The sequence below is a fragment of the Lachnoanaerobaculum orale genome, from assembly GCF_003862485.1.
GTDB classification, from domain to species: domain Bacteria; phylum Bacillota; class Clostridia; order Lachnospirales; family Lachnospiraceae; genus Lachnoanaerobaculum; species Lachnoanaerobaculum orale.
Map to the genome: position 1 here is coordinate 1,950,318 of NZ_RRCM01000001.1, position 13,964 is coordinate 1,964,281.

The 13,964-nt window shown below is 39.6% G+C and carries 12 protein-coding genes and 1 riboswitch; all 12 genes read right to left on the bottom strand.

Translation table 11 applies throughout. The features are described from left to right. Positions 1 to 11: 11 nt before the first annotated feature. On the bottom strand, positions 12 to 656 hold the full coding sequence (gene ribE, locus EHW90_RS09375; protein WP_124952489.1) for a riboflavin synthase: 645 nt from the start codon (positions 654 to 656) through the stop codon (positions 12 to 14). Next, entirely contained in the window at positions 656 to 1,765 is a 1,110-nt protein-coding gene (gene ribD / locus EHW90_RS09380; protein WP_124952490.1) for a bifunctional diaminohydroxyphosphoribosylaminopyrimidine deaminase/5-amino-6-(5-phosphoribosylamino)uracil reductase RibD, read from the bottom strand. The genes ribE and ribD overlap by 1 nt, the downstream gene beginning before the upstream one ends. 172 nt (positions 1,766 to 1,937) lie before the next feature. Further along, positions 1,938 to 2,051, bottom strand: a riboswitch (FMN riboswitch). Positions 2,052 to 2,131: 80 nt separating this feature from the next. Then, positions 2,132 to 2,557, bottom strand: a complete 426-nt coding sequence (sufU, locus tag EHW90_RS09385) for a Fe-S cluster assembly sulfur transfer protein SufU (protein WP_124952491.1) — start codon at positions 2,555 to 2,557, stop codon at positions 2,132 to 2,134. Beyond that, a complete protein-coding gene (locus EHW90_RS09390) occupies positions 2,550 to 3,767 on the bottom strand; it encodes an aminotransferase class V-fold PLP-dependent enzyme (protein WP_124952667.1) in 1,218 nt (405 codons plus the stop codon). Before EHW90_RS09390 ends, sufU begins: the two co-directional genes overlap by 8 nt. Further along, complete coding sequence (locus EHW90_RS09395) at positions 3,748 to 4,815, bottom strand: SufB/SufD family protein (RefSeq protein ID WP_124952492.1); 1,068 nt, start codon at positions 4,813 to 4,815, stop codon at positions 3,748 to 3,750. Before EHW90_RS09395 ends, EHW90_RS09390 begins: the two co-directional genes overlap by 20 nt. Further along, complete coding sequence (sufB, locus tag EHW90_RS09400) at positions 4,815 to 6,221, bottom strand: Fe-S cluster assembly protein SufB (RefSeq protein WP_124952668.1); 1,407 nt, start codon at positions 6,219 to 6,221, stop codon at positions 4,815 to 4,817. The genes EHW90_RS09395 and sufB overlap by 1 nt, the downstream gene beginning before the upstream one ends. Continuing rightward, on the bottom strand, positions 6,221 to 6,979 hold the full coding sequence (gene sufC / locus EHW90_RS09405; RefSeq protein ID WP_124952493.1) for a Fe-S cluster assembly ATPase SufC: 759 nt from the start codon (positions 6,977 to 6,979) through the stop codon (positions 6,221 to 6,223). The genes sufB and sufC overlap by 1 nt, the downstream gene beginning before the upstream one ends. A 171-nt stretch (positions 6,980 to 7,150) precedes the next feature. Continuing rightward, positions 7,151 to 8,485, bottom strand: coding sequence for an NADP-specific glutamate dehydrogenase (gene gdhA / locus EHW90_RS09410; protein WP_124952494.1), 1,335 nt, complete (start codon positions 8,483 to 8,485; stop codon positions 7,151 to 7,153). Between the two features lie 134 nt (positions 8,486 to 8,619). Further along, entirely contained in the window at positions 8,620 to 9,264 is a 645-nt protein-coding gene (gene recO / locus EHW90_RS09415) for a DNA repair protein RecO (protein ID WP_124952495.1), read from the bottom strand. A gap of 1 nt (position 9,265) precedes the next feature. Continuing rightward, complete coding sequence (gene era / locus EHW90_RS09420) at positions 9,266 to 10,162, bottom strand: GTPase Era (protein ID WP_124952496.1); 897 nt, start codon at positions 10,160 to 10,162, stop codon at positions 9,266 to 9,268. A gap of 11 nt (positions 10,163 to 10,173) precedes the next feature. Then, positions 10,174 to 13,146, bottom strand: coding sequence for an insulinase family protein (locus tag EHW90_RS09425; RefSeq protein ID WP_124952497.1), 2,973 nt, complete (start codon positions 13,144 to 13,146; stop codon positions 10,174 to 10,176). Positions 13,147 to 13,157: 11 nt separating this feature from the next. Beyond that, positions 13,158 to 13,964, bottom strand: coding sequence for a YdcF family protein (locus tag EHW90_RS09430; protein ID WP_124952498.1), 807 nt, complete (start codon positions 13,962 to 13,964; stop codon positions 13,158 to 13,160).

Below are 13,964 nucleotides of genomic sequence, written 5' to 3' on the forward strand. Positions count from 1 at the left end.
ATCCTCCTGTTCTAAAACCCGAATTTCTCCAAAAACTCCATTGTAATTTCAGATTCCTTTTTTTCTTTTTTATTTCCAAGTAATCTCTCTACATATTTTCCTATTACATCATTTTCAAGATTAACAATATCTCCCGGATGTTTTGATAAAAGTGTTGTTTCTTCTCCTGTATGCGGTATTACAGATACTTTAAAACCTGTTTCACCAACTTTTGCCACCGTCAAACTTATTCCGTCAATGCAAACGGAGCCTTTTTCCACAATCAGATGCAGTATTTCATGTGAGGTTTCAATTGACACCCAAACTGCATTTTCTTCACGAATCATGGAGCTGATTACTCCGATACCGTCAATATGTCCGCTCACTATATGGCCTCCGAATCTCCCATTTGCGGCCATTGCGCGCTCAAGATTGACCTTACTTCCTCTCTTGCAGTTTTTAAAACTGCTTCTTCTGACAGTCTCCGCCATCACATCAGCCTTAAATCCGTCAGGAAATAAAGATGTGACCGTCAAGCACACTCCGTTCACCGCAATACTGTCACCGATTTTCGTGCCTTCAAGTACTTTCTTTGCTTTCACTTCCAAACTTCCCGATTCCCCTCTTATATTGATATAAGCGATTTCTCCCTGTTCTTCCACTATGCCTGTAAACATTATTCCTCCCCTTCTTTTTCATACAATTTACATGTGATTTTGATATCTTCACCGATTTGACAAATATCGACATATTTCAGTCTCACAGCCTCCGAAGGAAGATTTACACCGATACCCTCTATAGGAGTTTTGCCGTTTGCACCTCCAAATAATTTCGGTGCTATAAAAGCTTGTACTTCTTTTACGATTCCCGCTCTTACGGCACTTTCATTTAATGTGCCCCCACCTTCCAAAAGAATACTGTCAATACCTTCATTTCCAAGATATATCATCAGTTTTTTAAGATCTATTTGATTTCTCTCATCCGGGCAATATAATGTCTCCACCCCTAAGGAATGTAATCTTTCTAATTTTTCCTGAATATTTTGTGAATACGCATATACCACTATTGTTCTTTGATTAAAAGCGGTTTTTACAATTTGACTGTCTTCTTTGATCCTAAGTTTACTGTCACATATAATTCGTACAGGGTTTTTCTTATCCTTTACTCTGACATTTAACATCGGATCATCTGCAAGTACCGTTCCTATCCCGACCATAATACCCATATACCTGTGGCGCATATGCTGTACTTCCTCTCTCGCCTCTTTTCCGGTAACCCATTTTGATTCTCCTGTTTTTGTAGCTATCTTTCCGTCCAGGGTCATGGCATACTTCATCACCACATAGGGTATTTTGGTCTTAATATAATGAAAGAATATGGGATTTAATTTGTCACACTCTTCTCTCAAAAAGTCCTCCACTACACTGATCCCTGCCTCTTTTAAGATTTGTACACCTTTTCCTGACACTTTTGGATTAGGATCTTTAGAACCTATTACAACTTTTCCGATTTTGTGCTCAATGATTGCCTGTGTACATGGCGGAGTCTTGCCATAATGACAACAGGGCTCCATTGTCACATACATTGTTGCCCCTTTTGCAGATTCTTTAAGCGATGCAAAAGCATTTCTTTCCGCATGAAGCTCACCGTATTTTTTGTGATAACCTTCTCCGATTATCCTTCCGTCTCTTACAATCACAGCACCTACCATAGGATTGGGATTTGTCCATCCCTCTCCTTTTTTTGCCAGACTGATTGCTCTGAGCATATATTCTTTATCAGTCAACTCTATCCCTTCTTTCTTTTTAGAGATTTGGGTATAAAAAATCCCCTGAAAATATTTCCAGGGGTGGTGACAACTGTTATTTATGCCGTGTAAATATATTAAAAAGGCTCTGAAATGGTTCACCATCTCAGAGCCTTGATACTACATACATTTATCTACAAATTAACCGTATCAAAATCTTCTTTCATCCAGACTGTACTGTCGGCTCCGGAATCTCACCGGATCATGCCATAGGCTCGCGGGCTTTACCGCCGGTAGGGACTTTCACCCTGCCCTGAAGATATCTTTTCGTTAATCATAATACTTAATTTGGGATTTGTAAAGTATCTGCACTATAATTGTATGTTTTTTCATAGATTTTATATTTTATTTCAACAACTCATCCATTGTATGCCAGCCAAGTACTGCGCACTTTACTCTTGCAGGCATATGTGAGATATCTTTTAAGGCTCCGGCCTCGTCAAGCTCATCTATCTCTTCGTCAGTTGCCTCTCCCTTTATCATACGGAAAAACATATCTGAGAGTCTGATAGCTTCATCCTTTTCAAGACCTATTACCATATCAAGCATTATATCCGCTGAAGCCTGTGATATGGCACATCCGTCACCTACAAATGCTCCGTCTTCTATAATACCCTCGTCATTTACCTTAAGCTTTAAAGTGATATGGTCTCCGCAACTTGGATTCACACCGTCCAGTACAAGGTTTGCATCAGGCAAATCATGCTTGTGATAAGGTCTTAAATTGTGTTCTGTCAGAATTTCATTATAAAAGGCTCTGTTATCACTCATCGTATCCCATCTCCTTTCTTATATCTGATAGAGCTGCTGCGAGTGCATCTATCTCTTCCTTTGTATTATAGAAAGAAAGGCTTGCTCTTGTAGTTGAATTTATCTTGAGATGCTGCAACAGCGGCTGTGCACAGTGATGTCCGGCTCTTACAGCAATGCCCTTTGAATCAAGGATTGTCGATACATCATGCGGATGCACTCCCTCAAGTATAAAGTTAATTATACCGCTGTGCTTAGCAGGATCCTTTGAACCAAGTATTCTGACATACTTGTTCTTTGAAAGAACCTCAATAGCATACTCACTAAGCTCTCTTTCGATACTCTCTATCTTCTCATAGCCTATGCTCTCTATATAGTCGATAGCCGCCGCAAGACCTACCGCACCTTCCGCGTTTACAGTACCGGCTTCAAACTTGTGCGGAAGCTCGGCATATGTTGCCGAATCTCTTGTAACATACTCTATCATCTCTCCACCGCTGAGGAAAGGAGGCATAGCATCAAGCAACTCTTTCTTACCGTAGAGTACACCGATACCCATAGGTCCGCAAAGCTTGTGACCTGAGAATGCAAAGAAGTCAGCATTCAGTTCTCTTACATCTATTTTCTTATGAGGTATGCTCTGTGCACCGTCAACAACCGCTACTGCACCCACACTGTGAGCCTTCTCAATTATATACTCTATAGGTGTAGGAATACCCAGTACATTTGAAATCTGTGTACAAGCTACAATCTTTGTCTTTTCATTTATTTTTGAATCTATTTCAGCCTTTGTGATCTCTCCGTCTTCCTCGCAATCAAGGAATACAAGCTTGGCTCCTGTAGCTTTTGCCACCATCTGCCACGGAAGCATATTTGAATGATGCTCAAGTATACTTACAACTATCTCATCGCCTGCTTTTATATTGTTAAGACCGTAGCTGTATGCCACAAGGTTAAGGCTCTCTGTAGCATTTCTTGTAAATACTATCTCTTCACTTCCTGCCGCGCCTATAAACTTTGCAACCTTGGCTCTGGCATTCTCATAGTCCTCGGTAGCTTCAACACTGAGTTTATACACTCCTCTTAAAGGATTGGCATTGTGATGCTTATAAAACTCATTCATCGCATCAAGTACCACCTGTGGTCTTTGTGAAGTAGCCGCATTATCCATATATATTACATCACTTGATTCCAAAAGTGGAAAGTCGGCTCTATATACGCTCTTGCTCATCTTCGCTACCTCCCAGATAAACATTTATCTTCTCCTCAAGTGCCACATTCTCAAGCTTCTTGCCTATAGCATCTATTCTGGCTCTGGCTACCATCTTTGTAACACTTTCCTTATCCATACCTCTTGAAGTAAGGTAAAAAAGCATCTCTTCATCAAGGTTTCCTATGGAAGCACCATGTGTTCCGACCACATCTTCCTCGGCACAAAGTATTACAGGTATACTCTGATTGTGGATATTCTGACCTAAAAGAAGTACATCCTCACTCTCTTCACCTGTCGCATCCTTTGCACCTCGCTTAAAGTCGATTGTGCCTCTAAGGAGCTTGCCTGAATTGTCATTAAGTACTCCCGAAGCTATCATCTTTGAGTTTGTGGATTTTCCTATATGGTCGGCCACATAGTTAAGATCTATCTGATCCTCGGCCTTACCATAATATCCGAGATCTGATATGAACTCACTTCTTTTACCTACAAGGCTTGCTCTTGCTCCTGCAAATATCTTCTTACCGCCAAGTAAAAGCTGAACAAGTTCAAATGAAGCGTCCTTGTCAACATTTGCACCTATATCGTTAAGTGAGATATCACTGTCTGACTGAAGCCCTACCTGATAAAGCTTCACTTTTGCATTTTTTTCGGCATATACCAATGTCTGTACTGCAAGTGCACCCTCATTTTCATTATTTGATGAGTAATCCATCCATACACTTACATCACTGCCTTCCGCCGCATAGATATATACTCTTACCTTGGCAAGGTTTTCCTTGTCTCTGCATATATTTATATGAGTCTTTGAAACTTTTCCTGTAAGTGTATTTATAATAATATCCTCACTATTTTCACTCATAAGCTCTGACATAGTCTCGCCCATTCCTGTAGGCAGTGCATTCATCTTTTCGATATTTTCACTTGACAGTTCATTATTTGCATTCTCATTTAATACTTTTATATTTGCGCTGCCGGTTTCACTTGGTATTGAAATAGCAGTCTCATTCATCTTAAGCCATCTCCAGGTAAGGACCGGTATCTTATTTAAAACAATATCTTTCATTAACCAATACTTCCTTTCATCTCTAATTGAATGAGATTGTTCATCTCCACCGCATACTCAAGCGGCAACTCTTTTGATACATTGTCGGCAAATCCGCTTACAATCATTGCTCTGGCATCTTCCTCGCTGATACCGCGGTTCATAAGATAGAATACGGCGTCATCACTGATTCTACCTATTCTTGCCTCATGTCCTACATCCGCATTCGCACATCTTATATCCATTGCAGGTAATGTATCGGAGCGTGATATATCATCAAGCATCAACGACTCACATGATACCGACGACTTTGAATTATTCGCCTTTTCAGATACCACTACCGCATTTCTGAATGTAGATATGCCGCCTGCCTTTGATATTGACTTTGTACTTATAACCGACGATGTATCAGGTGCCGCATGTACAACCTTTGAACCTGTATCAAGGTTTTGTCCTTCACCTGCAAATGTGATTCCGGTGAACTCCATTCTTGCACCTCTACCCTTTAAAATACTCATAGGATAAAGATATGATACATGTGAACCGAACGAACCTGAAACCCACTCGATTCTTCCGCCCTCTTCCACAACGGCTCTCTTTGTGTTGAGGTTGTACATATTCTTTGACCAGTTCTCAATAGTTGAATATCTGAGTCTGGCATTCTTTCCTACGTACAGCTCCACACATCCTGCGTGAAGATTGGCCACATTGTACTTCGGTGCAGAACATCCTTCAATAAAGTGAAGGTCCGCACCCTCATCCACGATAATAAGTGTATGCTCAAACTGTCCTGCTCCCTTTGCATTAAGTCTGAAGTATGACTGCAAAGGAATATCCAGATGAACGCCCTTCGGTACATATACAAATGAACCTCCTGACCACACCGCACCATGTAATGCCGCAAACTTATGGTCTTTCGGCTTTACAAGTTTCATAAAATGCTTCTGAATCATATCCGCAAATTCGCCATGCATTGCACTTTCAAGGTCGGTATATACAACTCCCATCTGTGAAACTTCATCTCTTACATTGTGATATACAAGTTCTGAATCATACTGTGCTCCTACACCTGCAAGTGACTTTCTCTCCGCCTGCGGAATACCGAGCTTTTCAAATGTATCCTTTATCTCCTCCGGTACATCCGACCACTTGGTCTTCATATTTGTATTCGGTCTTACATAGGTAACTATATCGTCCATATCAAGACCCTCTATGGACGGACCCCATGGCGGAACTTCCATCTGATTATATATTTGTAATGCCTGTAATCTGAAATTCTGCATCCATGTAGGATCATTCTTTTCTTTTGAAATCTGAGATACAAGTTCAGGTGTAAGACCTGCGGCTATTTTGAAGTTGTCCTTATCTTCATTTCTAAAGTCATAAATACTCCTGTTGATGTCTTCTACATATGTCTTTTCCTTCATCATTTGCTCTCCTGAATATACTTTTCAAATCCATGCTCATTGATTTCATCTACCAAAGAAGCATCTCCTGTCTTTATGATTTTTCCGTCTACCATAATATGTGTATAGTCAACTTTTAATGACTCAAGTATTCTGGTACTGTGAGTGATTATAAGAAGAGCACCGTCTTTTCTCTTTTGATATTCCTTAACACCTTCCGAAACTGTTCTTACAGCATCCACATCAAGTCCCGAATCCGTCTCATCAAGTATTGCAAGCTTTGGTGAAAGCATAAGAAGCTGCAAAATCTCAGCCTTTTTCTTCTCACCGCCTGAAAATCCTACATTCAAGGCTCTGTTGGCATAATCCTTGTCCATATTTAAGACTTCCATGTTCTTTTCAAGTTCTTTTTTGAACTGCATCATCCTTACTCTCTTGCCCGAAACAGCCTCTACCGCATCTCTTATAAAGCTGCTTAGAGGAAGTCCCGGTACCTCAAGCGGATTTTGAAATGATAAAAACATTCCCGCCTTTGCACGCTTATCCGCAGACTCGTCAACTATATTCTTACCGTCAAATATGATCTCTCCGCCCTCTGTGATATATCTTGGGTTACCCATCAGAGCATAACCGAGTGTTGACTTACCGGCACCGTTAGGTCCCATAAGTACATGTGTTTCGCCTTTTTTAATTTCTATATTTACTCCATGAAGAATTTCCTTTAAATTCTCATCATCTTCTATGGAAACTGTTAAATTATTTACATTTAATAATGACATTGTTCTTTCCTTTCACTTATCCCATGAGCATGGGTAATCTTGTAACAGATTATCTTTGTTACCTGCACAATGGGATTTTAAAGCTTAATTCCCAGTAAGTCAATAGGAATTAAAAAAAAACCCTCATAAAAGGGCTTTTAAATGCTTATGTATTTAATTTTGTACAATATATTATACAATTCCCTGTGAGATCATTGCGTTTGCAACCTTCTCAAATCCGGCAATATTTGCACCTGCAACATAGTTGCCTTCCTGATTGTATCTCTTAGCGGCATCGTCAACCTTTGTAAAGATATCCTTCATGATGCCCTTAAGCTTCTCGTCAACTTCCTCAAATGTCCATGAAAGTCTCATAGCGTTCTGGCTCTGCTCAAGACCTGAAACTGAAACACCGCCTGCATTTGAAGCCTTACCCGGCATAAAGAGTACACCGTTTTCCTGAAGATACTTTGTAGCCTCAAGAGTTGTAGGCATATTTGCACCCTCAGCTACAGCAAAGCATCCGTTAGCTACAAGTGCCTTTGCACCGTCAAGGTCAAGCTCGTTTTGAGTAGCACATGGAAGATAGATATCACATTTGATATTCCAGATTCCCTTTCCTTGTGTATACTTTGCTGAAGATACTCTGTTTGCATACTCTGAGATTCTCTGTCTCTTAACTTCCTTGATATCCTTAACAACATCTACCTGGATACCGTTCTCATCATATACATAACCGTTTGAATCGCAAAGTGCAACTACCTTTGCTCCAAGCTGCTGTGCCTTCTCAATTGCATAGATAGCAACATTTCCTGAACCTGTAACTACAACTGTCTTACCCTTAAGCTCCTTGTTGTTTGCCTTAAGCATCTCATCAAGGATATATACAAGGCCGTAACCTGTAGCCTCTGTTCTTGCTAGAGAACCGCCGAAAGGAATTCCCTTTCCTGTAAGAACACCCTCAAACAATGTTGAAAGTCTCTTGTACTGACCGAAGAGGTAACCTATCTCTCTTCCGCCTACACCGATATCACCTGCAGGTACATCTGTGTCTTTTCCGATGTGCTTATAAAGCTCGCTCATAAAGCTCTGGCAGAACGCCATTACTTCTCTGTCTGATTTCCCCTTAGGATCAAAGTTTGAACCACCTTTTCCTCCGCCCATAGGAAGACCTGTAAGTGAGTTCTTAAGTACCTGCTCAAAGCCCAGGAATTTAAGTATAGACTGATTTACTGTAGGGTGGAAACGAAGACCTCCCTTATAAGCGCCGATTGAGTTGTTGAACTGTACACGATATCCTTTGTTTACCTGTACATTTCCCTTGTCATCCACCCACGGAACTCTGAATGAGATAATTCTTTCAGGCTCTACAAGTCTCTCCAAGATACCGTTCTTTCTGTAAAGCTCCTCGTTAGCGTCTACAACCACTTTAAGTGACTCCAAAACTTCCTTAACCGCCTGATGGAACTCCGGCTCATTAGGGTTGGCTGCTACAACTTTTTCTAAAATCTCTTCTACATATGACATAATCTTACCTCCTAGGCTTATATTTTCACAAAGTAAAATATAGCTGTTTACAAAAAATGGCAAAGACTCCCTATATAGGCGTCTTTGCCGAACACAAATCATTCTATCAGATATTTTTCAAATGTCAATACCGTTTATAAAATATCCTTTAAAATATCCAAAGAGTGAAAATGTCTGTCTATATACTTTTTCATCATAAAATCCAGAGTCTTTTCTATCTCAAGCAGCGCCTCCTGTGTTATTACAAAGGTAAAAAGCTTCTCAGGTTTTGTACAGATAATATATTCCCATGTGTATGCTGCGGTCTTATCATTCATCTTCGGATTCGGATCGTAGTCACTGTTTAAAGCCATTATTTTAAGTTCAAATATCCTCCTGACCAGTCTGTTGGGGATGGACTTTTTGGTAAGAGCAAGCAAAGTATAATATATAAGCTTTAAACTCTCCATATCCGCAAGTGCTTCCTTTGTATAATAATCAAGCATCTCCAAAAAATATGTACCGTAACAGGTACTCTCAATATCGTCACTTATCTCTTCAAAGTAGTTGGCTATCTCCGCACTGATGATGTTGTATGAATCTCTGCCCTCAAAAAGCTTAAACTTACCGTAGGCAAATATCCTTGCATACCCCATCATCTGATTGTTGATTCGTCTGGCGCCTCTTGCAAAGGCATAGATTTTACCTCTCTCCTTTGTAAATATGGTGACTCTTCTGTCAAAATCGCCGACAGGCATTGATTTTATCACAATGCCTGTCAATTCTATATTCTCTCTCACATTATAAATCCTTCGGATTGTAGCCGAAGTTTTTCATCTGCACATCAGAGTCTCTCCACTTCGGTCTGACCTTTACCCACACTTTCAAATTCACCTTGCAATCAAGTAAGTTCTCTATGTCTTTTCTGGCGGCGCTGCCTATTCTCTTTAACATACTTCCGCCCTTACCTATAATGATACCCTTATGTGATTCCTTCTCACATACTATGGCGGCCTCAATATCTACAATATCACCCGAGTCTCTGTAGTTGAAAGTATCTATCTCCACGGCGATACCGTGAGGTATCTCATCCTGCAAAAACCTGAGTGCCTTTTCTCTGATAAGCTCTGCGGCTATCTGCTTTATAGGCTGGTCTGTGACAGTGTCCTCATCATAATACATAGGACCTTCATCAAGGTATTTGAATATAACCTTTAAAAGTTCATCCGTATTTGTACCCTTAAGTGCCGACACAGGTACTATTTCCGCAAACTTCATCTTTGACGAGTACTTTGCTATTACCTCAAGCATATCCTCTTTTCGTTTCAAAGAGTCCATCTTGTTGACGGCAAGTATTACAGGTACTTCCACATTTGAAAGTATCTCAAATATATGCTCGTCTCCCTCTCCTATAAATGTACTCGGCTCTATCAGCCAAAGCACGACATCCACATCACGCAAGGTTCTTGTAGAGACCTTCACCATATACTCTCCAAGCTTGTTCTTTGCTTTATGTATACCCGGAGTATCAAGGAACACTATCTGACCTCTCTCATCTGTAAATACTGTTTGTATTCTGTTTCTTGTAGTCTGCGGCTTATTTGATGTAATAGCTATCTTTTGTCCTATAAGCGTATTCATCAATGTTGATTTTCCTACATTCGGTCTCCCTATAAGAGCGACAAAACCTGATTTCATATCTTCTCCTATCAATCCTTAAAAAGGTGCTTTACTTCTTTGAACATTTCACTGTCCTTTTCTATTAAGTCCGCATTTCCGACAGCACAGATAAGATTATCACTGAGTACAGCCTCTATAAGCGGCACCAAGCCTCTTATATCTGCTTCACTTGTATTTAAGACTTCTTCTCTTTCCTTTTGCATATCCTCATGTCTTACCTTTGAATAGTATGCGCTAAGTCCTTTCATACCCTCTCCGGCAGGTGTAAGCGGTGTGTCCATCTCGCTTATAGCACCTATTACGGACTTTGTCATCTCTCTGTCATTTGCGGTGAAGTTCTTTGCATAGTCAACTATGCCCTCATATATTTTATTTGTGTTTGACACATTCGGGTCACGGTATGATACAAATCCCGCATTTCCGCTTCTTGAAAATACCGCACTGCATCCGTATGCTCCGCCCTTTACTCTGATATTGTTCCACAGATAATCATAGCTTAACAACACCTTGAACACTCTCAGTACCCCTGTGTACTTAAAGCCGTGATTTACAAAGTTTCCGAATCTTGCAACATAGTTTACCATTGACGAAGTCTCAAATCCCTCATTCTTTATCTCAGGTAAAAGCTTTGCTCTCTCACTTTTAATATCTTCTTTTTCAAGGCTGTCAATAAGTACTTTAGCTCCGTCAAAGCTGTGCTTATATCCCTTGTCGTCACATATGGTATGTATCAAGAGATTGTTTACATTAAATACCTTCTTGGACAACAAAGTCAACTTCTCATAGAGCTTATCAAAGTCTTTTTCAATATCAATCGACTCAAGGAATTTAAGATATGCAATACCCTTTGTCAAATCTTTAAAAAGCAGTTCTTTTGAAATATATGAACCGGCTCTTGTAAGTGCGGTCATATGACCTGATGAAACCAATCTGTCCTTACCTGTCAGTACTTCCGCTATTATATCCTTGATTCTTTTCTTATCTTCAAGCTTTGATGTTGTAAGCACCTCTGCCACTGTTGAATACAGCCAAGGCTCCTTACCGTACAAAATCTTTGCGTTTACACAAAATCCGAATGTAAAATCAATAGGGTTTGCATTGGTAGCATAAGCCTCAAGCGAGTATGATACACCGCCTGAATTTAAATTTATATTGGTGGCTAATGTGGCAAATGTTTCTTTCTTCGTATCAATATATCCGAGTATCTCCTTTAGCAGTTCCAGGTACTTTATCTCTTCCTCATTTGCAAAATCAATGTTGAAGATAAATTTCATATAGTTGATACCTGCCGTGAATACTTTGGAATGTACCACCTTTATATCTTTGTCACAAACTTTCACACTGTCTTCTTCAAACTCAGGCATCTTCACATCCCTGCTTATATCATCCCTGCTAAGCAGCGGAATCTTTAAGAGAGCTTCTTCACTTGAAGGCTCCGACTGATACTTTTTCAGTGCTATTGTATCTTCGTATATCTTTTTTAACTCTTCCTTTGACAATGTATCTTTGAACTTGGCAAGCTTTTCTTTAAGTTCATTATCCTTCTTTGTGGTAAGTCCCTTTTTCGGTGTCATAGTAACTATTGCCGTGTTCTTATTGTCAAGCAGATGCTTTTTTATTAGTCTCTCAAAGTATCCGTTTTCCACTTCTTCTCTAAGTGTCTTAAAGATATTTTCAAATCTGAGATGCATTGTAGGATCGGCGTCATAAAGCCATGAATCAAAGCTTGAAAGTCCGTACATAAGTCCCTTAGGATATGATCCGTAGTCGGCTTCTCTTGCCTTAAACTCAAATACATTGATAGCCGCCTTTATAGCCTCTTTGTCAAGTCCTTCATATGCAAGTTTTCTTAATGTACCCTCTATTACAGCCAAAAACTCAGGCTTTCTGTCAAGATTGCTGTTCTTTGCGGTCACACCGAAATAAGGAACATATATACCGTTTGCATATCCGCCGTATACATCTTCTCCGATACCTGCATCTATAAGAGCCTGCATAAGCGGTGCACCCGGTGCATCTATCAAAACATACTCAAGTATCTGAAAGCCCATATATACTGTCGGATCAAGCTCACCGCCTACAAGAGTATTCCATGAAAGATAGGTGGCATTTTCTTCAGTCTGATTTTCGGTAATAGGATATTCAAAGTTTCTCTCTCTTACACTCTCAAGCGGCTTTACCTCTTCTATCTTAGAGTCCACAAACTTGTACTCAAACTTGTCAAGATACTCTTTATCTATCAGCTCAAGCTTCTCTGCCATATCCATATCTCCATACAGATAAATGTATGAATTGGACGGATGGTAGTACTTTGAATGCATATCAAGGAAATTCTCATATGTCAAAGTAGGGATAACATCAGGGTCTCCTCCGGACTCCTCACCGTATGAGTGGCCTTCAAAAAGTGTCTTTGTAATGGACCTTTCAAGCACACTGTCGGCAGCCGAAAAAGCTCCCTTCATCTCATTGTATACTACACCGTTTAAGATAATATTTCCGTTCTCGTCAGGGTTTCCCTTATCATCCACCACTTCATAGTGCCAACCCTCCTGCTTAAATATCTTAGGCTCAGTATACACATTCGGGTAAAATACGGCATCCAGATATACCTCCATAAGATTGTCAAAATCCTTGTCGTTGCAGGACGCTATCGGATAGACAGTCTTATCCGGATAAGTTATGGCGTTAAGGAAGGTATTTAACGAGCCCTTTACAAGCTCTACAAAAGGATCCTTTGCAGGGAACTTCTTTGAACCGCAAAGCACGGAATGTTCCAATATATGTGCCACTCCTGTGGAGTCCTTTGAAGGTGTCCTGAATCCTATAGTAAATACCTTGTTGTTGTCATCTGTAAGCAATGCAAAAATTCTTGCCTTTGTCTTCTTATGCTCAAGTATTGCAGCCTTCGCACTGAGTTCATCTATATCTGATATTTCAACTACATTATATGCAGATAATTTCTTAATATTATTTACTTGTTCTTCAATATCGTAAGTTTTCAATCTGTTCCTCCTTATATATATTCAAAAAATTTGTATTTAAAAATTGCAAATGTCTCTCTTACCAACATATGTAAATATAAAACTTTGTTAGATCTTGCACTGATAGGAAAAACTTGTGTGTATCCGATTTTTTTTGCAATTTGCATTGACCTGAAAATATGAAAATCATTTGTCAAAATGCCTATAGTCTGCGGCTTGTCCTCTACCTCAAGCACCGGACCCATATCATTTATTATTGTAATATCTGTACTTCTCTTTATATCGGCACTGTATTTGTCAATAAGCGCCTTTGAATATATTAAATTTTCTCTTGTATTATGTGACTGTGTTTCAACCAAAATATTATTTCTATCTATACCTTTTTGTATAAGATAATCCGCCATCACTACAGATTCCGTTTTACCGTCTCTTCCGATTCCGCCGCTTATAACTATTATGGTATCGGGATTGTTATCAATGTATTCTATAGCTTTATCAAGTCTGTACTTACATTCGCTTCCCTTTTTTTCCAAATCCGGCTTTGTACCCAGAACAATCAAAAAGTCAAGTCCCGGTTCATCGTTATCCGGCAATGAAAGGCTTATAGCTATAGAAGTTATAACAAAAATGAGAACCCCAAGAGTCGCCAAAGTATAGACAGATACCACAGACCACAATGGAATTCTCTTATTTAGATAAAATTTGATCAGTTTGCCTAAAGCAAAAAATACAAATGCAAATCCATACCATATATAACTTTGTAATTCCACAAAGCCTGTCATAGAAATAACAATTGTTCCATATATCCCACATAATACCGCCAGTATAAATGCAAACAT

Coding starts and splice junctions, on each gene's coding strand:
- EHW90_RS09430 (WP_124952498.1), bottom strand. CDS start 13,964: ATGTTTGCATTTATACTGGCGGTATTATGTGGGATATATGGAACAATT.
- sufC (WP_124952493.1), bottom strand. CDS start 6,979: ATGTCATTATTAAATGTAAATAATTTAACAGTTTCCATAGAAGATGAT.
- gdhA (WP_124952494.1), bottom strand. CDS start 8,485: ATGTCATATGTAGAAGAGATTTTAGAAAAAGTTGTAGCAGCCAACCCT.
- sufU (WP_124952491.1), bottom strand. CDS start 2,557: ATGAGTGATAACAGAGCCTTTTATAATGAAATTCTGACAGAACACAAT.
- era (WP_124952496.1), bottom strand. CDS start 10,162: ATGAAATCAGGTTTTGTCGCTCTTATAGGGAGACCGAATGTAGGAAAA.
- sufB (WP_124952668.1), bottom strand. CDS start 6,221: ATGAAGGAAAAGACATATGTAGAAGACATCAACAGGAGTATTTATGAC.
- EHW90_RS09390 (WP_124952667.1), bottom strand. CDS start 3,767: ATGAGCAAGAGCGTATATAGAGCCGACTTTCCACTTTTGGAATCAAGT.
- EHW90_RS09395 (WP_124952492.1), bottom strand. CDS start 4,815: ATGAAAGATATTGTTTTAAATAAGATACCGGTCCTTACCTGGAGATGG.
- ribE (WP_124952489.1), bottom strand. CDS start 656: ATGTTTACAGGCATAGTGGAAGAACAGGGAGAAATCGCTTATATCAAT.